Origin of the sequence: Glaciecola petra (genome assembly GCF_031846345.1) — a bacterium.
GTDB classification, from domain to species: Bacteria; Pseudomonadota; Gammaproteobacteria; order Enterobacterales; family Alteromonadaceae; genus Glaciecola; species Glaciecola petra.
In genome coordinates, this window is record NZ_JAVRHX010000001.1 from 297211 (window position 1) to 316890 (window position 19680).

Sequence of the window (19680 nt, forward strand, 5' to 3'; positions counted from 1 at the left end):
GCTTTGATATTTGATATAGGATATAGCTTAACGGCTTTTGGTTATTTGTTACTAGTATTTTTGTTACTGGTAGGGAAAAAAGCAGGTTTAGTAAAACGCTTGTTGTTATGTGCAACGGTAGTGACGTTCTTGTGGTCTGTAATGCACATTCAAGCTATTGGCATAGTCACACAATTATCAGACTATGTGACACTTGATAGCGTCCGATTGCTGATTTGGTCACTATTTCTTGCGGCCTGTTTACAAAATCAATCTTCTTCGTTTTGGCGTTTACTCGGGTCTGGGAAAACACTCACTATCATTACGCTGCCTATGCTAGGTGTCGTTTTGTCTTTAACCCACATCATATCACCAAGTATCAAATATTTAGTCTTCACGCTTATCACTATTGAATTTTTGGTCCTACTTGAACAATTGTTTCGTCAATCTGCAAAACAAAAATGGGAATATAAACCTCTCATTATATATTTGGGTGCGTTAACTACATTCGACTTTTTCACATACGCGAATGCCGCTATGGTTAACAATTTGAACTGGGCATTTTTTGCTGCCAGAGGCTATATTTATTTAGCTTTGTTGCCTTTCTTGGTTTTAGCCATAAGACGCATTCAACAATGGGGAATTGAAATATTTGTTTCTCGTGAAGTAGTTATGCACAGCACTCTTTTGATGCTCTCAGGTGTATATTTATTGGTTATGGCCTTGCTTGGCTACATTGTTAATTATTTTGGAGGCGAATGGGGAGCGCCAATACAAATTGCGTTGTTTTTGATAGCGATTGCGCTGTTATTGAGTTTGTTTTTGTCTCATGAATTTAGGACAAAATTAAAAGTATTTATCACAAAGAACTTTTACGCAAACCAATTTGATTACCGAGTTGAGTGGGTTGCATTGACCCAACGATTAAGCATAGAAACGAAATCTTTACCTGATATTTATCAAGCGGCCTTGATAGCTTGGATGCAAGGAATTAAGTATAGGCAGGGCTTATTGGTTAAACTTTCAAATGATCAAACACAGATAGTTGCACAGAAATCCCCCTATGAAGAAAATATCTCACACAAGAGCTTGCAACTAGTGCCAGATATTGTCGCTTTTATGGCAAAAAAACCGTGGATAATAGATCTGTTAGAAATGCAGAAAATGCCTGAAATGTACGAAGAATTGCCAAATCGAAACGAATTTATGAAATCTTTCGGATACCAGCTAACCTTGCCGATTTTTAAAAACCAAGAATTATGGGGCTTAGTGATGTTAAATAGCCCAGAACTAGAAACGCGCACTATCAATTGGGAGCTTAGAGATTACCTTACAGCAGTGACTGACCAAACCGCCAATTTTATTTTTCAAGCAGAAAGTTCTCAGGCTCTCGCCGAAAACGCTCAATTTGCGGCCTTTAATAGGATGTCAGCATTTGTGGTGCACGATTTAAAAAATGTACTAGCTCAAGTGAATTTATTATTGGCAAATGCAAAGCAGCACAAATCAAACCCTGAGTTTATTGACGACACATTTGAAACATTAGAGCATACAAAGGCCAGAATGGACAAAATGCTCAAGCAATTAATGGACAAGTCGGTCGACGGCGATAGAAGAACAAGTACAACAAAAATCATTGACTTAATTGAAGAGCTTATCGAAACAAAGTGTAAGTCTATATTGCCTCACCCAACGGTAAGTGGTGATGTATCATTAACAATTAATATTGAGCCTGAAAAATTTGCCAATGTTCTCTATCATATTGTCAGTAACGCTCAACAAGCCACAAATAATGACGGAAAAGTTAATATTGTCGTAGAAGAAGCCGATAATTTAATTCATGTAGTCGTATGCGACAATGGCAGCGGAATGACCCAATCGTTTATCAATGAAAAATTATTTGTACCTTTTGAGACAACTAAGGGGAACGCTGGTATGGGAATTGGCGCCTACGACGCGAAAACGTATATGGAGAGTATTGGAGGCAGCCTTTCTGTGACTAGTATAGTCGGCGAAGGCAGTCAATTTACGCTTAATATCCCCAAGTTAAAGGAAATAGACTAGACATGAGTGCTAAAAAGGGCAAGGTTCTTGTAGTAGATGACGACATGGGCATACAAAAACAACTAAAGTGGGCTTTGACTGACTTTGAATTGTTTTTTGCTGCTGACCGTCCATCGGCAATTACCCAATTGAGACGAAACGAACCAAGTGTGGTAACACTTGATTTAGGCTTACCACCTGACCCAGCAAATGCTTCTGAAGGCATTCTTGCACTGCAAGAAATCCTCTCATTAGCACCCCACACAAAAGTAATTGTAGTCACCGGTAATAATGACAAAGAGATTGCATTAGAAGCGGTTAAATTAGGCGCATACGACTTTTATCAAAAACCAATAGACAGTGATATTATCAATTTATTGATTCAACGTGCATTGAACCTAGCGACCTTGGAGCATGAGAATAGATTACTCAGTACCACCAGGGTTAGTATGGGAAGAATTGTTGGTAACAGTGATGCAATAGTGGGGGCTAGTCGCAAAGCAGAAAAAATTGCGCAAACTGATATTAGCACCTTGTTATTAGGTGAAAGTGGCACGGGTAAAGAAGTATTCGCACGAAGCATTCATGAACATAGTCAGCGCAAAGATAAAGCATTTGTCGCTATTAACTGTGCGTCTATTCCTGAGAATCTGCTCGAAAGTGAATTGTTTGGATACGAAAAAGGTGCATTTACTGGCGCGAATAAAACAACATTAGGTAAAATTGAAACCGCTCAAGGTGGGACATTGTTTCTTGATGAAATTGGCGATATGCCGATTGGTTTACAGGCAAAAATGCTGCGATTTTTGCAAGAACGCGTAATTGAAAGAGTGGGCGGCAGGTCTGAAATACCTGTAGATGTGCGTGTTGTTTGCGCAACGCATAGAGATTTGAACACAATGGTGAAAGACGAGACCTTCCGTGAAGACTTGTATTATCGAGTGGGAGAAATCAACATATTAATTCCGCCCTTGAGAGACCGAGATGACGATGTTGTGCTATTAGCTAAAACGTTTTTAGATATCTACAAAGAAGAATACTCATCTAAAATTAAAGGCTTTAGTCAAGATGCAATAAATGCCATGCTTAACCATAGATGGCCAGGAAATATCAGGGAACTGCAAAATAAGTTGAAATCGGCAGTCGTATTGGCTGAGGGCAGTTATATTGAAGCGGATGATTTAGGTCTAATGAATACTAGCCCACAGCAGGACGCGCCTATTTTCAATTTGCGGGAAGTTCGTGAAAATGCTGAGAGTAAGGCGATTCGCAAGGCCTATCACCAGGCTGAGCAAAATATGTCAAAGGCAGCAGAAATGCTAGGCATAACCAGACCCACTTTATATTCATTAATTGACAAATATCATATGGAAGATTTAAAGCCTAGCAACTAAACTACAGGGTGATTAGTTTAGATTATTAAAATTATAAAAAGGACACATTATGACTCATCCCGCTGATGCAAAAAATAAAGAAGGTTCAAAAGTGCCAGAAGTAACATGGCCTATTAGAAAAAACGATGATTGGGAAAGCCTAGATACTAAAAGTTTATTTGAAAACAAAAAGGTCGTTTTATTTTCGTTACCTGGCGCATTTACACCTACCTGCTCTTCCACTCATTTACCTCGCTATAATCAATTAGCGGGGACATTTAAAAAGCTTGGTGTGGACGAAATATGCTGTGTTTCTGTTAATGATACATTTGTCATGAATGCTTGGTTGGCAGATCAAGAAGCAGACAATATTACCGTTGTACCTGATGGTAATGGCGAATTTACTGAGGGTATGGGTATGCTTGTCGGTAAAGAAGATTTAGGCTTTGGCAAACGTAGTTGGCGATATTCTATGCTAGTCGATAACGGCGTTGTCGAAAAAATGTTCATTGAGCCAAATAAGCCAGGGGACCCATTTGAAGTATCTGATGCAGATACGATGTTGCAATATCTGGCCCCCGAACAAAAAGCCCCTGAAGAAGTATCATTATTTACTAAGCCGGGATGTCCGTTTTGTGCAAAAGCAAAAGCATTGTTAAGTGAACAGGGTTTTCAATACGAAGAAATAGTACTTGGCAAAGATGCGTCCTTGACATCTTTAAAGGCCGTTAGTGGCAGAGAGACGGTACCACAAGTATTTATTGGCGGTAAACATGTAGGTGGCAGTGACGATTTAGACGCCTACTTTAAAGGATAATGCCACAAATGATAAATTCCAAAGGCTTAATAGTGCGTTGTGGCTGGGCGTCTTTAAGCCTACTTTTGTTATCTTGTATATTATTGTTTGGGGTTAACAATAAAGCCAAAGCTTACACCTTAAGCGAAGCCAAAAAAGAAATGTTTTCGAATATTTATAGCACAGAATTGGGCCCTATCAGTGCTTGTCCAGAAAACACCTTACGTGATATCGCATTTTGTTCAGAGCAATTAAAGAACGCTGGTAACGCACCCTTTATATTATTACCAATTGGACGGCCTAAAGCGCTTGTTGTGCTTTTTCATGGTTTGAGTGATAGCCCATTTTTTATGCGCTCGCTGGCTCAATTCTTACAGACGAAAGGGTACATGGTAATTGCGCCATTGAGCCCTGGCCATGGTAAATTCGAAGCCGATGCAGATATGGAAGACGAAAATTTGGGTAAGCGATGGCTTGACCATGTCGACAAAGTTATGGACTTTGGGTTAAGTTTTGAATTACCGACGGTTATTGGTGGCTTTTCCACAGGCGGAACATTTGCTGCGCACTATAGTATTAGAAATGCCAAAAAGCTCGATGCATTGCTGTTATTTTCTGGTGCATTACGTCTTACAAGTTCGGCTGAGACAATGTCCAAAATTTGGGGTATTAAATTTTTAGCTAAAATACTCGACGGCGAATATGAAACAATGGGACCGAATCCTTTTAAATATCCAAGTGTAGCCAGCTATAGTGCTTTAGTATTAATGGACTTAATCAAAGACGTAAGGGGAATGCTTGAAGAAACAACCGTTCGATTGCCAATTTTTGCTGCGCATTCTTTGGCTGATAATGTGACTTTATTTGAGGGTATTGAGGAGACGACTAGCGCTATTGAGGGGAAGCACACTATTTTTAAAATCGACGAAGAATTTGATATGTGCCATGCCGACCTTCCCATTAGCTCGGCACAACTTATTGGTTTAGATTTCGATAAATCTCAAGTAAATGAAAACGAAAGATGTGCCGTACCTAAGGCCAATCCTTTACACAGCAATATGTTACTGATGTTGGAATCTTTTTTACAGGAACATGTCAACAGTAAATAAACGCTTAATAAGCAACCCTAAGGCAATCAGACCCTAGGGTTTTTTATTTACTCACGTTGCGTTTGAGTCTCCACGGCGGCCCAAACACGCAATAAGTTTTCGTTTAATATTTTCTTAATATCACCTTCGGTGTATTCCCGTTTTAGCAGTCCCTCAACTAAATTTGGAAAAGTAGAAACGTCTTTCAAGCCTGTCGGTAAAGAGTCACCGACACCATCGTAGTCAGAACCAATACCGATATAATCAATACCTACCAATTCAGCAACATGATCTATATGGTCTAATACCATATCTAGGCTAGCAAAAGGGTAAGGGTTTTCCTGTTTATATTGGTCGTTAAAATCGCTTACTTGTTGGCTATCTTCACCAAAGGTAGCAATAAGACTTTGCCGTTTTTCACCCATTTTATCGCGCCACATACGAGCGGCAGGGCTCACGAAACCAGAGCCAAAATTGATCATGATCACGCCGCCATTTTCGGCCAGTTTTGTGATCATGTCATCGCTCATATTTCGTTCAAATCCAGGTGTGAATCTTCTTAAGGACGAATGGGATGCAATAACAGGTGCTTTTGATAATTCTATCGTTTGATAAAATGCATCATCCGACACATGCGATATGTCGATCATTATGCCAAGATTATTCATTTCTCCTATTAATGTTTTTCCAAATGGACTAAGACCTTTCCATTGTCTGCGTAAATCGTAAGAAGAATCACTGATGTGGTTTGACTGGCTGTGTGCGAGGGTAATATAACGTATTCCGCGATTATAAAAATGTTGTAAGGTATCCAAACTCCCTTGAATGGGAGATCCATTTTCCATGCCCATTGGTAATGAAATCTTACCCTCTTTAAAGTTATTTTGTACATCATTTACAGAGTAAGCCAATGCAAATTTGTCAGGTGCTCGGCCAACAATCGCTTCGACCGAATCAATTAGGCGATTAGCCAAAACGGTAGACTCTACACTGTTGTCTAAACTTGCTGGCACATAAATCGACATAAATGGTGCATCTAAACCACCCGCGATTGCTCGTGGATAGTCAAAATCGCCTTTATCGGTCGCCTGGGTGACATCAACCCAATTAGCTTCTACTCGGTAGGGGACATCAACATGGCCATCTACAATAATATTTTCTTTAGCGATGCGTTGTGCTGCTTCTTTTGTTGACTCATTGACTGGTATTAATGCTTGAGTTTGAGTGTTTGTACACCCAATAATTAATACACAAGCAACAATAAGTGCAATAAGTGTAAATTTTGCTTGCATGGCGATTCCTTGGGCTTGTTATTGAATAGAGATAGTGTTGTTACTGTATAGTTTACCCTTGAGCGCATTAAAAATACATTTTATCTGTATTCTGCAGGTGACTTTTTAAGCAGTATGCTACATAATACCGCCCCTGAATCGAGCTGCGAAGTCTATGTGATTTCCTTTGGCAATGAATAATTGGTAAGGTAACGAGCAACCGCCTTACTAGTGAAAAATAAATAAAATAAGAGATGTATAATGGCAATAAATTATGTTCCGCTTGACAAAGACAAGCACAGCGCATTAAAAGTTAGCCCTAAAGTTAACTTCGAATTAGTCAGCAAAACGCATTTGGCTGCTGCTACAATTAGAGAATTCGCACAACTTTCTGGCAGTATGCCAATTGTTTTTATCGAAGATCCAAACACTAAAAATATACATTCAGTAGCCATGTTAGGTTTAGAACAAGGCAGTAATTTGTTCTGGGCAGAAGACCGCTGGCAAGGGCCGCATTTGCCATTAAATATTCAACGTTACCCTTTTGATATCAGACCTGATGGAAATCAATTAGGCATATATATTGATGAAAATAGCGATATGCTTAACGATGAAGGTGAAGCATTATTCACTGAAGCAGGCGAGCCAACAGAATTCTTGCAAAATCGCCAACGTTTCTTAACAGAATTAGCAAACAGCGAAGTGCAAAATCAACGTTTTATCAAGCAAGTTAGCGAACTTGAGTTATTAGAAGAAATACAAATAAGAGTTACCGCTAGAACAGGTCAAGTGCGAAATATCACTGGAGTTCTTTCCATTAATGAAAAGAAACTTTTAGACTTACCTGACGATAAAGTACTCGAGTTACACAAAGCAGGTTTCTTAGGTGCAGCATATTCAATGATGTTGTCTTTGGGTCAACTTAATCGCTTAGTTGAGCTGTCAAACAAAACTGAAAATCCAGTGCAGTCGATTCAAATATCACCCGCCAGCACTGAAGACGCTGCAGCGACGCCAGCAGTTGAGGAACCAAAAACCTAATCTTAGTAATTGTGTAAAATTGACAAAGCCGCTGGTGTTTGTGCACTAGCGGCTTTGTCGTATCTGCATTTATCCGTTTTCAATTCAAGCCGCTTAGTCAAAGCACAAGAGCCCCCCACCTTAATTGCAGCTTGCGTATTCAGTAATTTAAGGACGCTTTTCGCCATCCATGGCCGCTTAATAAAAGGCATCCATGCCTTTTGATACCTTAAATTACTGTATACGCAAACTGACTATTAATTAAGGTGATGCGCTCTTGTGCTTTTCATCTATGTTTTTTGGCTTTTCAAATTTAATGTTTTAAATAGCGAAAAGCCTTGACAGAAGCTGTGAAAACTACCTAAACTGTCAAAAAGTGGGGAAAAGTGGCAAAAAAGGGTTTAATCGGTCGGTACTAGTTAAATTCAAATAATAAGAATAAAAATATGAGCTACTAATTAATAAAATAGGCTAGGGGTAATGTTCCGCGGCGCTAACGCAATCAACTTAGACAATAAAGGTCGCTTGACGATTCCTACGCGATATCGTCAGACCCTTATGGGTGATTGCCAGGGACAACTAGTATGTACGGTCGACAATCGACAAGCCTGTTTGCTACTTTACCCACTTCCCGAATGGGAAGACATTGAGATAAAACTCAGTAAGTTTTCTACCATGAATCCCAATGAAAGACGTATCCAACGATTGTTAATCGGCTATGCTACAGAAGTTGACATGGATAAAAGCGGTCGCGTCCTAGTAGCACCCACATTAAGGCAATTCGCCGATTTAAGCAAAGAAATTATGTTAGTTGGTCAGCGTAATCGCTTTGAGATTTGGAGCCAAGAAAATTGGTATAAACAAATCGAAGAAGATAAAGCTGCAGAAAAAATAGCTGATTACGAACATACCGAACGCCTTCAGGACTTCTCTCTGTGAATGCTGTTTTAAAAGAGGATACACAGCACAAGTCTGTGTTGTTGTCAGAATCTATCGATGCGCTTAGGATTGTGCCTTCTGGTACATATGTAGACGCAACTTTTGGTCGCGGCGGACATAGTCGTGCTATTTTGGAGAAACTAAGTGATAAGGGCAGGTTAATTGCACTTGACCGAGACATCGATGCTATTAGAGCGTCAGTTTCTTTCCAACAAGATCCTCGTTTTAGTATTCATCACTGTGCATTTGCAAATCTCAAAGTTGTTGTGAATGACCTTCAGTTAAATGGAACTATAGACGGTATTTTGATGGATATTGGTGTGTCGTCCCCACAAATTGATACTGCAGAGCGCGGGTTTAGTTTCCAAAAAGATGGGCCCTTAGATATGCGCATGGACCAAGGCGCGGGTATAAGTGCGGCTGACTGGTTGAACACAGCTAGTCTTGAAGAGATTGCAAAAGTTATCAAACAATATGGTGAAGAAAAATTCGGAACCCGCATTGCCAATGCTGTGCTTGAATATCGAAAAGAAAAACCCTTAGAAACTACGGCTGAATTCGCTCAGCTTATTGATAAGGCTGTTCCAGTAAAAGACAAATACAAGCACCCGGCTACACGAACTTTCCAAGGGGTTCGTATATTTATCAATGGCGAACTGAAGCAACTAGAAACCGGCTTGCAAGAAAGTATCGATGTACTCAAGTCAGGTGGGCGCTTGGCAGTAATTAGCTTTCATAGTCTTGAAGACAGGATGGTAAAACGCTTTATCAAAACACACAGTCAAGGCGCTAAATACCCCAGCAAGTTACCCGTATCGCAATCAATGTTGGATAAAGGAAAAATCATTAAAGCGATAGGGAAGGCAATAAAGCCAAGTGCAGATGAAATAGGCACGAATGTAAGGGCGCGCAGTTCAGTATTGAGGGTAGCAGAAAAATTATGAGTAAACCCAATACCAAATTTAATTTGTTTTATATATTAATGTCGGACTTGAGCCGGCATTTGCTTCTAATAATATTGTTCTTTTTAGTTGTTTCTTCAGCCTTAGCAGTTGTTATTAGTGCACATGAAAACCGCAGACTGATGATTGCTCATGAACAGTTAATTCAAGAAAAAGACCAGCTCGACATCGAGTGGAGACATTTAATCATAGAGCAAAGTGCGTTGACAGAACACAACCGCATTGAACGAGCTGTATTAACCAAACTTGATATGCGCCGTCCCACGCGTGAAGATGAAATTTTATTACGGGTGAAATGATATGACGGTAAAAGCAACACTTCAAAAACCTCGTAAAAAGCCACGATCTAATGGTGCCAAAGCGGCAGCTAAGGTGACAAATAAAGGGCAAGCAAAACGAAAAGTAGCACCGAGCTTGGTACAATGGCGATTTGCAGTTGTATTGTTAGGCATTGTGTTTGTATTTTTCGCCTTAGCCAGCAGAGCAGCTTATATCCAAGTTATTCAGCCAGACGATCTTATTGAACATGGCGACAACAGAACGATTAGGGTTCGAGATATACCCAGTTACCGAGGGTTAATCACCGATCGTTTTGGACAGCAGCTTGCTGTGAGTGTTCCAGCAAAAGCTATTTATGCAGATCCAAAAATCATCCACGACAATAAAGGTCTCGCCGACGTGCGCCGCTGGCAAGCGCTTGCCGAAGTGTTGGGCACTGATGTCGACAAGTTAATAAATAGGCTCGACAACCCAAAAAGACGATTCATTTATCTACAAAGGCAAGTCACTCCTGCCGTTGCTAAATTTGTTAAAAAATTAGACTTACCTGGAGTTTATTTGCGCGATGAAGCAAAACGATATTACCCGGCTGGAGAAGTATCCGCTCACATCATAGGATTTACAGACGTAGACGATAAAGGTATTGAGGGTATTGAGCGACTTTATAATAAATGGCTAACAGGAACACCTGACATACGCAAAATAAGGCGTGACGCCAAAAATAGACAAGTCGAAATCATGGAACAAGAAGAGGGTAAAAAAGCCGAAGATATTCAGTTAACCATTGATCAACGAATTCAAGCAGTCGCATACAGAGAAATAAAAGAAGCAACGGTCCTTTATCAGGCAGCATCGGCATCAATTGTGGTGGTTGACGTGCATACAGGTGAAATTCTTGCATTAGCCAATACACCTTCTTATAACCCTAATAACCGTTCGACAGTATCAAGTCATCGAGTCAGAAATAGGGCAATAACAGATACATTTGAGCCAGGCTCTGTACTCAAGCCGCTAGCTGTTATTGCTGCATTGGAAAATGGTGAATATCAACGCGACACCATTATCGATACAAATCCGGGGTGGCGTCGATTGGGCGGCAGTCGAATTGAAGATGGAAAAAATCACGGTGAGATAACGCTTACTGAAGTCATTAAACATTCAAGTAATGTGGGTACTTCAGAACTGGCTTTGTCTATGCCAAAAGAAGTATTAATAGATTTTTATTACAACATGGGTCTCATGAGTGATTCAGGGACCAATATGGTAGGAGAATCAAGCGGCTTATTTCATGAAAGACCACGTTGGTCTGAGCATGAAATATCGAGCTTATCCTTTGGGTATAATATATCTACTACCGCAGCACAATTGGCTAGAGTTTATGCAACTATTGCAAATGGGGGCATTAAACGGCCATTAACTATTGTTCAAGGTATGCAAGCAACTGAACAAGACGAAAGAGTGATATCTGAACACTCAGCTCGTGAAATTTTGCTCATGATGGAGACAGTTACCCAAACAGACGGAACAGCAAGAAAGGCAGCCGTGCCTGGATACCGTGTTGCTGGAAAAACAGGCACCAGTAAAAAAGCGTTTGCCGGCAGTTATGGTAATGATTATGTCAATATATTTGCGGGCATTGCACCAGTCTCTAACCCACAAATTGCGATTGTCGTGTTAATTAACGATCCAGCGGGTGATATTTATTATGCAGGCGACACGGCGGCTCCTGTTTTTTCAAAAGTAGTTGCCAAAACTATGCAAATGTTAAATATTCCGCCTGATGCATCAAATGTCGATGTAATTGTAGAGCGCCAAGCTAATGTTGCGCAGTAAACCCACTTTATTTGAGCTTTTGCAGTTATTAGCTGAGCTAGGACAATATGAAAAACCTTCTAGGCATATGCTAGAAACTGCCATAGCGCCTTCACTCTCTGAGAACTTATACAAACTTTGTGATGAACAAGCACTAAACGACATTACCCTAGATAGCAGACAAGCTTCTAAAAACAGTATATTTGTTGCTATAAAAGGTAGCGCCTTAGACGGGCAAGCCTTTATTGAAGACGCTATAACGCGAGGCTCGTTTTGTGTGTTACTAGATGCGACAAGTTATGAACTGGGCAAGGCTGCACCACTTTTTGAGTGTAAACAAATTAACAACAAAGCCTATATTTGTTGCTATGTTAGTGACTTAGCAACACACTTTCCTTACCTTATTAAATGTATTTTTGATACAGAAGATTTCCCAAATATAACGGCAATAACCGGTACCAATGGCAAAACTTCAGTTGCCAACTTATGTGCACAACTGGCTAGTTTGTGCGGTGTAAAAGCAGGGTCAATTGGCACCTTAGGTGTTTCTCACTATGACCTTGGTAAATCAACACTAATGAGTGAAACACTTAATACAACGCCCGATCTTTTTACACTATGTCGACATTTACAGAGCGCAACTAATAAAGGCTTAGGTTTTGTGGCGCTTGAAGCGAGTTCACATGGTTTAGCACAAAAGCGCTTGCGTTCAATTCGAACTAATTGTGGAATTTTCACTAATCTTACTCAAGATCATCTCGATTATCATGAAAATATGCAAGCTTATGCGGCGGCTAAAAGACGTTTAATGTCGCAAGAGGGCTTGCAGTATCTGGTGCTCAATGCAGATGACGACGAATCAAAAAATTGGGCAGATATTAGCGCTCAAAATATACAACTTGCATGGTATTCAATGTCAACACTTGCTAAGGGACAAAAAGGAAGTTATGTATCTGATTGCCAATATACCCAAGACGGATGTGAAATCAGTCTGCACACGCATTGGGGAAATGCACAGCTTGTACTGCCTTTGTTAGGCGATTTTAATGTAGCAAATTATTTATCTTCCCTGACCGCACTTTGTTTACAAGGTTTTGCATTTGATAAGCTAATTGCTGCTACAAAAAAGCTTCAAGGTATCGTGGGTAGAATGGAACTTTTCCCTAATTCGCATGCCAGTATTATAGTTGACTATGCGCATACTCCCGATGCGCTTAAGCAGGCACTTAAATCTGCGCGAAGACACACACGAGGCGAACTGCATGTTGTGTTTGGCTGTGGCGGTAATAGAGATAAAAGTAAACGTTCTCTAATGGGGGCTATTGCACAAAGTGAAGCAGATAATATTGTCCTAACTCAAGACAATTCAAGAATGGAATCACCAGTGGATATTATTGCGGACATAAAAAAAGGCATTGACCAACAAACAAAAGTAGCCGTTGTGTTAGACCGAAAAAGCGCCATAAAGCACGCATGGCAGTCTGCTAAACAAGAGGACATTGTTGTGCTCGCTGGCAAGGGGCATGAGGATTATCTTGAAATTAATAATCAGCGCATAGATTACAATGAGCGTGAATATGTTAAAACGCTGACGGCTGTGGAGAGTGAGCTATGATTGAAGTTAGCTTAGATTGGGTCGCAAAAGCCGTTGATGGTGATCTGCTACCAACGTCAGCCAAAGACCTAAAAATCAAACAAGTCAGCACCGATACTCGTTCAATAAAAGCTGGTGATTTATTTATCGCCCTAATTGGCGATAAATTTGATGCTCACGATTACTTAGATAAAGCTATTGAACAAAATGTTTCTGCCTTGATCATTAGTGATAAAAACGAACATGTTAAAGGTTTGCAAAGTCCTACTATTTTAGTCAAAGATACACGAATAGCGCTTGGCCAATTGGCTACTAAAGTAAAACAAAGCTGCAAAGTAAAAACAGTTGGTATTACAGGCTCTAGCGGCAAGACCACGGTCAAGGAAATGACAAGTTCAATCCTTAAAACACGGGGCAAAGTATTAGCTACAAAAGGAAATTTCAATAACGATATTGGTGTGCCGTTAACACTGTTAGACATTGAAGCACAGCATGATTATGCAGTGATTGAAATGGGCGCAAATCATCAAGGTGAAATCGAGTACACATGTAATTTAGCAAAACCGGATGTCGCAGCTATCATCAACGCTGCACCAGCACATATTGAAGGTTTTGGGAGCTTGTTTGGCGTTGCAAGAGCCAAAAGTGAGATCATCAAAGGTCTGGACAAAAATGCAGTTGTCATTTTAAATCATGACAGTTCTTTTTTTGAATTTTGGCAGGGAAAATCGTCGACTCAACAAATATTAAGTTTTTCGTACGACAGTGATAAAGGTGATTTTCACGCGCAAAAAGTATCTATAAATAAAGAAGGGTGCGCTGAATTTGAATTGGTGACTCCCATTGGTAATACCGCGATTAGACTTCGCGTGCCAGGGACTCATAATGTTGGCAACGCAGTATTGGCAGCAGCTTTAAGCATAAGCGTTGGAGCAAATTTAGCGAATGTTAAAGAAGGCTTATTTGCTATGCAAAGTGTGGCAGGTAGACTAAATGTAAGCATGGTTAATTCGCAAATAAAGCTGCTTGACGATACATATAATGCAAATGTTGGGTCGGTTAAAGCCGCTCTAGACCTTCTTGCTAGTTTTGACGGCTTCAAAGTTTTTGTATTTGGCGACATGGGTGAATTGGGCGATCAAGCACCAATGTATCACGAACAAATAGGTGAATATGCTAAACAACACCAAATTGACGCGCTAATTAGTTGTGGTGAACTGAGTGCGTTTGCAAGTTCAGCTATGCAAAATCAAGGAATGGCATGTCAAAATGTTGAAGAAGCACTTGAGGCCTTAATCCAACTTATTTCGCCACTAGTGATAGATTCACATCAAAAAATTAGCAGTGGTTTAGCTGCTGATGACCAATCAATCATTATTCTCGTTAAAGGCTCCAGAGGTGCTCGTATGGAGAGGGTGATTGACGCTATCCAAGCTTATGATTTTGATCCTCATAAATTAGCGGCTTATCAATTACGTAACATTGAGCATTCAGGCAAAACCAAAATAACAAATAATAATAAGGTGACCAAGTAATGTTGATATGGCTGGCCGAGTGGTTAACACAATTTGAAAGTGGGTTTAATGTATTTTCTTATCTTACTTTGCGCGCAATTTTAAGCACGCTTACAGCGCTGATGATAGCTATTTTAATTGGCCCCAAAATGATTGCTTGGCTACAACGAATGCAAATAGGACAAACGGTTAGAGAGTCAGGGCCACAGTCACATTTGTCTAAATCGGGGACGCCAACAATGGGCGGGGTGCTTATTTTGGCCGCTATTTTAACGAGTTGTTTGTTATGGGCGGACTTAACCAATAAATATGTGCAGGTAACGTTATTTGTTGTAGTGAGTTTTGGCGCTTTGGGTTTTGTTGACGATTACCGAAAAGTTGTACGCAAAGATCCCAAAGGATTGATTGCGCGTTGGAAATATTTTTGGCAATCGTTAATTGCTATTCTAGTGGCGTTTTTTTTGTATTCAACTACAACCCTAGAAGCTGAAACGTCATTAATTGTGCCATTTTTTAAAGAAGTGATGCCGCAACTTGGTTTAATGTATTTAGTCCTTTGTTACTTCGTTATTGTCGGAACCAGTAACGCGGTAAATCTAACTGATGGTTTAGATGGTCTAGCGATTGTACCTACTATTTTAGTGGCAGGCGCCTTTGCAATTTTTGCTTATGCAACTGGTAATATCAATTTCTCAACATATTTGAATATTCCCTTCATTCCAATGACAAGTGAATTAGTCATAGTTTGCACCGCAATCGTAGGGGCTGGTTTAGGGTTTTTATGGTTTAACACTTATCCTGCACAAGTGTTTATGGGCGATGTCGGCTCACTTGCATTAGGTGCGACCTTGGGTGTATTAGCTATTTTGGTTCGCCAAGAAATAGTGTTATTTATAATGGGTGGTATTTTTGTTGCCGAAACCTTGTCTGTCATATTGCAAGTTGGTAGCTTTAAAATGCGTGGGAAGCGAATATTTCGCATGGCGCCTATTCATCATCATTATGAATTAAAAGGTTGGCCAGAACCGCGTGTTATCGTGAGGTTTTGGATTATATCGTTGATATTAGTGTTAGTGGGTTTAGCTACCCTCAAGTTGAGGTAGCAGTGCATCGGACTGAGCATCAAAGGCCAATAAGCAATAGTGTTAAGCAGCGTGGTTCAATAAGCGCCATGGACTTACACGGAAAAAAAATTGCCTTGTTAGGCTTTGGGGTGACCGGACGCTCATGTGCTAAGTACTTACTAACAAAAGACTGTGAACTGAGTGTTTTTGATAGTCAAACATTCAAAGAAAGTTGCACAAGTTCTGATGCTGTAAAAGCGATTCCAATTTATTCTTTAAATGAAAAAACATCATTGGTCACTTTTGACCTTATTGTTGTGAGTCCAGGAATCAATCTTAACCAAGCCTATTTGCAAGACGCAATTAATGCCGGTATTCATGTTATTGGTGATATTGAATTATTTGCACTAGCGCTTATTGATTTACCCCAAATACCTAAAATAATCGCCATTACCGGTTCAAATGGTAAAAGTACGGTTGTAGATATGCTACATAAAGCTATCAGTGACTGTGGCTTTAATGTCGCTTTAGGCGGTAACTTTGGCCCTCCAGTACTTGACATGCTAAGCGAAAATTATACGTGTTTAGAATATGACTACCTTGTACTTGAGCTATCTAGCTTTCAATTAGAGTCGACCTATAGTTTATGTCCAAACATAGCAAGTGTGCTAAATGTAACATCCGACCATATGGACAGACATGGCAATATGCATGCTTATACTGAGGCAAAACAAGGTATCTACATGCATGCTGAACGGGTTATTTATAATCGCGAAGACGACCTTACCATTCCTCAATGTAAAGCAGATTTCAATGTAAATGCCCGAGAGCAAAGCGCAAATATACGTAGTTTTGGATTGACTCAAACTACCAACAGTTTGGATTACTGGCAAAATCGAGAGGGGATTTTTCAAGGCGAGAATCAACTCTTAAGTCGGTCAGACATAGAGGGAATAAGTCAGTATCAATTGCTCAACATGCAGGTGGTATTAGCGTGCTGTGAATATTTAGGCTTATTAAACGACGACAATGCAAACGATAAGTCTTTTCGCCATTTAGTCCTTACAAGTTTGCTAAATTATTCGGGCCTTCCTCATCGTTTTAAAACAATTTATCAAGACAAGCATGTATCGTGGATAAACGATTCGAAGGCCACAAATGCGGGCGCCGCCGCAGCAGCTATTAAGAGTGTTGCTGAGCAAAATGCTAGACTTATTTTAATTGCTGGAGGAGATGCAAAAGGGGCAAGCGCTAGCGAGTTTGAAAGTGTAAAACGTTTAATTTCATCACATGTTGAAACACTTATATTAATAGGTAGAGATGCAAATTTATTTGTAGGTACATCCGCCCTGACTCGCCATGCTGCAGACCTATCTGAAGCAGTCGAAATTGCTAAAAATGATGTTTATCAATCCAAAGTAGTGACTAAAACAATTGTGTTACTTTCGCCAGGATGCGCAAGTTTTGATATGTTTGATAGTTATGTTCATCGTGGAAATGTATTTACAAAATTAGTATTAGGGCAGGTGGCAGCATGAATCAGCAACTGTCTCTAATCGAAATGTTCTCTAAAAAGCATGACGGTAATACCAACAATAAGGCGGCTAGGCCTTATCACTTAGGGCTGATTTTAGTATCAGTGGCTCTATTTACGATTGGGTTTGTAATTGTTACCTCAGCATCTATGCCAATAGCTGAGAGATTACATGATAACCCTTATTATTTTTCGATTCGACATGCTATATACATATCAATTGCTGTTGTTGCTGCCATCATCACTTTAAGCCTTCCAATGGCTTTTTGGCGGTTCAGTAATCCTTATTTATTATTACTTGCCTTAGCGCTATTGGTGTTGGTTTTACTAATAGGAAGAAATGTTAATGGTAGCACTCGATGGTTGGTTATAGGGCCGATTACGGTGCAGGCAGCAGAGCCCGCTAAACTTTTTTTCTTTTTATATCTTGCGGGCTATCTTGTGCGTCGTTATGAGCAAGTTAAAGAAAACTTAAAAGGTTTTTTTAAGCCTTTATTAGTCTTCTTCCTCTTTGCCGGATTGTTATTGTTACAACCTGACTTGGGCACAGTGATTGTGATGTTTGCCACTACAATTGCTTTATTATTTTTAGCGGGCGCTAGATTATGGCAATTTTTTGCAATCATTTTTACTGGTTTAGCCGCATTTGTCGTATTGATTATATATTCGGATTACCGACGTAAGCGCATTACTGGGTTTTGGGACCCCTTTGCGGATCCTTTCGGTTCAGGCTATCAATTGACCCAATCTTTAATGGCCTATGGACGAGGTTCTTGGCTAGGTCAAGGTTTAGGGAATAGCCTTCAAAAATTAGAGTTTTTGCCTGAAGCGCATACCGATTTCATCATGGCAATTTTGGCTGAAGAGTTAGGATATATCGGCGTGCTAATCGTCTTACTATTGGTATTTTATGTGATTTTAACTGCGCTTAAATTGGGTAATTTGGCCTTATCAAACCACCGCCCATTTGAAGCATTTACATCTTATGCCATTGGTTTGTGGTTTTGTTTACAAACCTTCGTCAATATTGGTGCAAGTACTGGTTTGCTGCCAACAAAAGGTTTGACCCTGCCTTTAATTAGTTATGGCGGTTCGTCGATGATTATCATGTCAGTGGCTATGGCCATACTAATTAGAATCGATTTTGAAATGAGAATTCATGGTATACAGGCCCTTTCGGGTAATAAAAGTGCACGTAAAAAGAGTTCGAAAAAAACAACTAAAAAGCCGTCTGTTAGAGAATCAAAAGCCGAGGAGTCCTCCCTTGGATAAAATATTCACAAAAAAATTGGTAATTATGGCTGGTGGTACCGGAGGACACGTATTTCCTGGTTTAGCCGTGGCACAGGTTTTAATCAATAAAGGTTGGAAGCTTGATTGGATCGGAACCGCTGACCGCATGGAAGCCGATATCGTGCCGGCCAATAATATTCCTATTCATTTTATCAAAATTGCAGGCATACGTGGCAAAGGCTTAGCAAGAAAAGTATTCGCTCCTTTTCATCTAATTAAGGCATTTTTCCAAGCCCGTAAAATTTTGCAAGCACTTGCGCCCGATGCAGTATTGGGTATGGGAGGCTACGCAAGCGGACCAGGAGGCTTAGCTGCATGGTCGCTGAATATTCCCCTAGTTGTGCACGAACAAAATGCTGTGTTTGGGCTTACCAATAAGTTGTTAGCTAAATTTGCCAAGAGAGTTCTCACTGGTTTTTCATTTGATGATTCTTCAAAGCACAATTCTATTTTTGTTGGTAATCCTATAAGAGCTAATTTTGCTGAAATACCAGCAATGGAAAGTAAGCCTTTAGATAAAATAAGGTTGAGTGAAAAGAACGACTTACGCGTTAACATTTTAATCATTGGTGGCAGTTTGGGCGCTTTGGCCTTAAATCAAATTGTGCCTAGATGCTTGCTGGGTTTATCAGAACATTATGCGGTTTCCATACATCATCAAAGTGGTAAAAATAAACTCGAACAAGTAAATCAGGCCTATGCAAATGCGCCAAATGTTAAAACAAGTGAATTTATCGATGATATGCCTGCGGCTTTTGCTTGGTCAGATATAGTGATCTGCAGAGCTGGCGCACTTACTGTTGCAGAAGTCGCTGCAAGCGGAAGGGCGGCTATTTTCGTGCCTCTCCCAATAGCAGTAGATGATCATCAAACCAAAAATGCACAATCTTTAAGTAAGCAAGGCGCAGCCATTATTATTCCACAAGATAAATTAACTGAAGTTTTACCAAGGCATTTAACCTCATTATTGGAAGATGAAAACTTACGTCTAGATATGGCGAGTAAGGCAAAAAAGTGTTTGCCTTTAAATGCAAGCAATATAGTCGTTGAACATATAGAGCAAGCAGCACAACTTGATGCTATTGCGAGTCAAGTAATAAGTAGTAAAGGAGACTGACC

At 40.0% G+C, this 19680-nt stretch carries 17 protein-coding genes; 15 read left to right on the forward strand and 2 right to left on the reverse strand.

All coding sequences use genetic code 11. The features are described 5' to 3' along the window. Positions 1-3: 3 nt before the first annotated feature. Genes prsK through RM552_RS01345 form a run of 4 tightly spaced genes read left to right on the forward strand, consistent with a single transcriptional unit; the run spans position 4 to position 5300 of the window. Positions 4-2043, forward strand: a complete 2040-nt coding sequence (prsK, locus tag RM552_RS01330) for an XrtA/PEP-CTERM system histidine kinase PrsK (protein WP_311366995.1) — start codon at positions 4-6, stop codon at positions 2041-2043. Between the two features lie 2 nt (positions 2044-2045). Continuing rightward, positions 2046-3416, forward strand: a complete 1371-nt coding sequence (prsR, locus tag RM552_RS01335; RefSeq protein ID WP_311366996.1) for a PEP-CTERM-box response regulator transcription factor — start codon at positions 2046-2048, stop codon at positions 3414-3416. Positions 3417-3465: 49 nt separating this feature from the next. Continuing rightward, a complete protein-coding gene (locus RM552_RS01340) occupies positions 3466-4212 on the forward strand; it encodes a glutathione peroxidase (protein ID WP_311366997.1) in 747 nt (248 codons plus the stop codon). A gap of 8 nt (positions 4213-4220) precedes the next feature. Then, positions 4221-5300, forward strand: a complete 1080-nt coding sequence (locus tag RM552_RS01345) for an alpha/beta hydrolase (RefSeq protein WP_311366998.1) — start codon at positions 4221-4223, stop codon at positions 5298-5300. A 47-nt stretch (positions 5301-5347) separates the two neighbouring features. Here RM552_RS01345 and RM552_RS01350 read toward each other — a convergent pair whose 3' ends face one another. Then, on the reverse strand, positions 5348-6571 hold the full coding sequence (locus RM552_RS01350; protein ID WP_311366999.1) for a dipeptidase: 1224 nt from the start codon (positions 6569-6571) through the stop codon (positions 5348-5350). A gap of 240 nt (positions 6572-6811) precedes the next feature. Here RM552_RS01350 and RM552_RS01355 point away from each other — a divergent pair, with 240 nt between their 5' ends. Next, complete coding sequence (locus RM552_RS01355; RefSeq protein WP_311367000.1) at positions 6812-7591, forward strand: SapC family protein; 780 nt, start codon at positions 6812-6814, stop codon at positions 7589-7591. A gap of 2 nt (positions 7592-7593) precedes the next feature. Here the strand turns inward: RM552_RS01355 and RM552_RS01360 are convergent, their stop codons facing one another. Continuing rightward, positions 7594-7758, reverse strand: coding sequence for a hypothetical protein (locus RM552_RS01360; RefSeq protein WP_311367001.1), 165 nt, complete (start codon positions 7756-7758; stop codon positions 7594-7596). A 292-nt stretch (positions 7759-8050) separates the two neighbouring features. On the opposite strand from RM552_RS01360, the gene mraZ reads away from it, so the two are divergent. Genes mraZ through murG form a run of 10 tightly spaced genes read left to right on the forward strand, consistent with a single transcriptional unit; the run spans position 8051 to position 19678 of the window. Beyond that, a complete protein-coding gene (gene mraZ, locus RM552_RS01365) occupies positions 8051-8509 on the forward strand; it encodes a division/cell wall cluster transcriptional repressor MraZ (RefSeq protein ID WP_311367002.1) in 459 nt (152 codons plus the stop codon). Then, positions 8506-9453, forward strand: a complete 948-nt coding sequence (gene rsmH, locus RM552_RS01370; protein WP_311367003.1) for a 16S rRNA (cytosine(1402)-N(4))-methyltransferase RsmH — start codon at positions 8506-8508, stop codon at positions 9451-9453. The genes mraZ and rsmH overlap by 4 nt, the downstream gene beginning before the upstream one ends. After that, the gene (ftsL, locus tag RM552_RS01375) at positions 9450-9770 is read left to right on the forward strand and encodes a cell division protein FtsL (protein ID WP_311367004.1); all 321 of its coding nucleotides are present in this window, start codon (positions 9450-9452) and stop codon (positions 9768-9770) included. The genes rsmH and ftsL overlap by 4 nt, the downstream gene beginning before the upstream one ends. A 1-nt stretch (position 9771) precedes the next feature. After that, positions 9772-11583, forward strand: a complete 1812-nt coding sequence (locus RM552_RS01380) for a peptidoglycan D,D-transpeptidase FtsI family protein (protein ID WP_311367005.1) — start codon at positions 9772-9774, stop codon at positions 11581-11583. Beyond that, complete coding sequence (locus RM552_RS01385) at positions 11570-13177, forward strand: UDP-N-acetylmuramoyl-L-alanyl-D-glutamate--2,6-diaminopimelate ligase (RefSeq protein WP_311367006.1); 1608 nt, start codon at positions 11570-11572, stop codon at positions 13175-13177. Before RM552_RS01380 ends, RM552_RS01385 begins: the two co-directional genes overlap by 14 nt. Beyond that, the gene (locus RM552_RS01390) at positions 13174-14691 is read left to right on the forward strand and encodes a UDP-N-acetylmuramoyl-tripeptide--D-alanyl-D-alanine ligase (RefSeq protein WP_311367007.1); all 1518 of its coding nucleotides are present in this window, start codon (positions 13174-13176) and stop codon (positions 14689-14691) included. Before RM552_RS01385 ends, RM552_RS01390 begins: the two co-directional genes overlap by 4 nt. Beyond that, positions 14691-15773, forward strand: coding sequence for a phospho-N-acetylmuramoyl-pentapeptide-transferase (gene mraY / locus RM552_RS01395; protein ID WP_311367008.1), 1083 nt, complete (start codon positions 14691-14693; stop codon positions 15771-15773). The genes RM552_RS01390 and mraY overlap by 1 nt, the downstream gene beginning before the upstream one ends. Beyond that, positions 15716-17272 (forward strand): UDP-N-acetylmuramoyl-L-alanine--D-glutamate ligase, encoded by a 1557-nt coding sequence (gene murD, locus RM552_RS01400; protein WP_311367009.1) that lies wholly within the window; start codon positions 15716-15718, stop codon positions 17270-17272. Before mraY ends, murD begins: the two co-directional genes overlap by 58 nt. Next, complete coding sequence (gene ftsW / locus RM552_RS01405; RefSeq protein WP_432277170.1) at positions 17269-18540, forward strand: cell division protein FtsW; 1272 nt, start codon at positions 17269-17271, stop codon at positions 18538-18540. The genes murD and ftsW overlap by 4 nt, the downstream gene beginning before the upstream one ends. Continuing rightward, positions 18533-19678, forward strand: coding sequence for an undecaprenyldiphospho-muramoylpentapeptide beta-N-acetylglucosaminyltransferase (murG, locus tag RM552_RS01410; RefSeq protein ID WP_311367010.1), 1146 nt, complete (start codon positions 18533-18535; stop codon positions 19676-19678). The genes ftsW and murG overlap by 8 nt, the downstream gene beginning before the upstream one ends. The last annotated feature ends 2 nt before the right edge of the window (positions 19679-19680 follow it).

Coding starts and splice junctions, on each gene's coding strand:
- RM552_RS01380 (WP_311367005.1), top strand. CDS start 9,772: ATGACGGTAAAAGCAACACTTCAAAAACCTCGTAAAAAGCCACGATCT.
- RM552_RS01390 (WP_311367007.1), top strand. CDS start 13,174: ATGATTGAAGTTAGCTTAGATTGGGTCGCAAAAGCCGTTGATGGTGAT.
- RM552_RS01360 (WP_311367001.1), bottom strand. CDS start 7,758: ATGGCGAAAAGCGTCCTTAAATTACTGAATACGCAAGCTGCAATTAAG.
- mraZ (WP_311367002.1), top strand. CDS start 8,051: ATGTTCCGCGGCGCTAACGCAATCAACTTAGACAATAAAGGTCGCTTG.
- ftsW (WP_432277170.1), top strand. CDS start 17,269: ATGAATCAGCAACTGTCTCTAATCGAAATGTTCTCTAAAAAGCATGAC.
- mraY (WP_311367008.1), top strand. CDS start 14,691: ATGTTGATATGGCTGGCCGAGTGGTTAACACAATTTGAAAGTGGGTTT.
- RM552_RS01345 (WP_311366998.1), top strand. CDS start 4,221: ATGATAAATTCCAAAGGCTTAATAGTGCGTTGTGGCTGGGCGTCTTTA.
- RM552_RS01350 (WP_311366999.1), bottom strand. CDS start 6,571: ATGCAAGCAAAATTTACACTTATTGCACTTATTGTTGCTTGTGTATTA.
- prsR (WP_311366996.1), top strand. CDS start 2,046: ATGAGTGCTAAAAAGGGCAAGGTTCTTGTAGTAGATGACGACATGGGC.
- RM552_RS01355 (WP_311367000.1), top strand. CDS start 6,812: ATGGCAATAAATTATGTTCCGCTTGACAAAGACAAGCACAGCGCATTA.
- RM552_RS01340 (WP_311366997.1), top strand. CDS start 3,466: ATGACTCATCCCGCTGATGCAAAAAATAAAGAAGGTTCAAAAGTGCCA.
- RM552_RS01385 (WP_311367006.1), top strand. CDS start 11,570: ATGTTGCGCAGTAAACCCACTTTATTTGAGCTTTTGCAGTTATTAGCT.
- ftsL (WP_311367004.1), top strand. CDS start 9,450: ATGAGTAAACCCAATACCAAATTTAATTTGTTTTATATATTAATGTCG.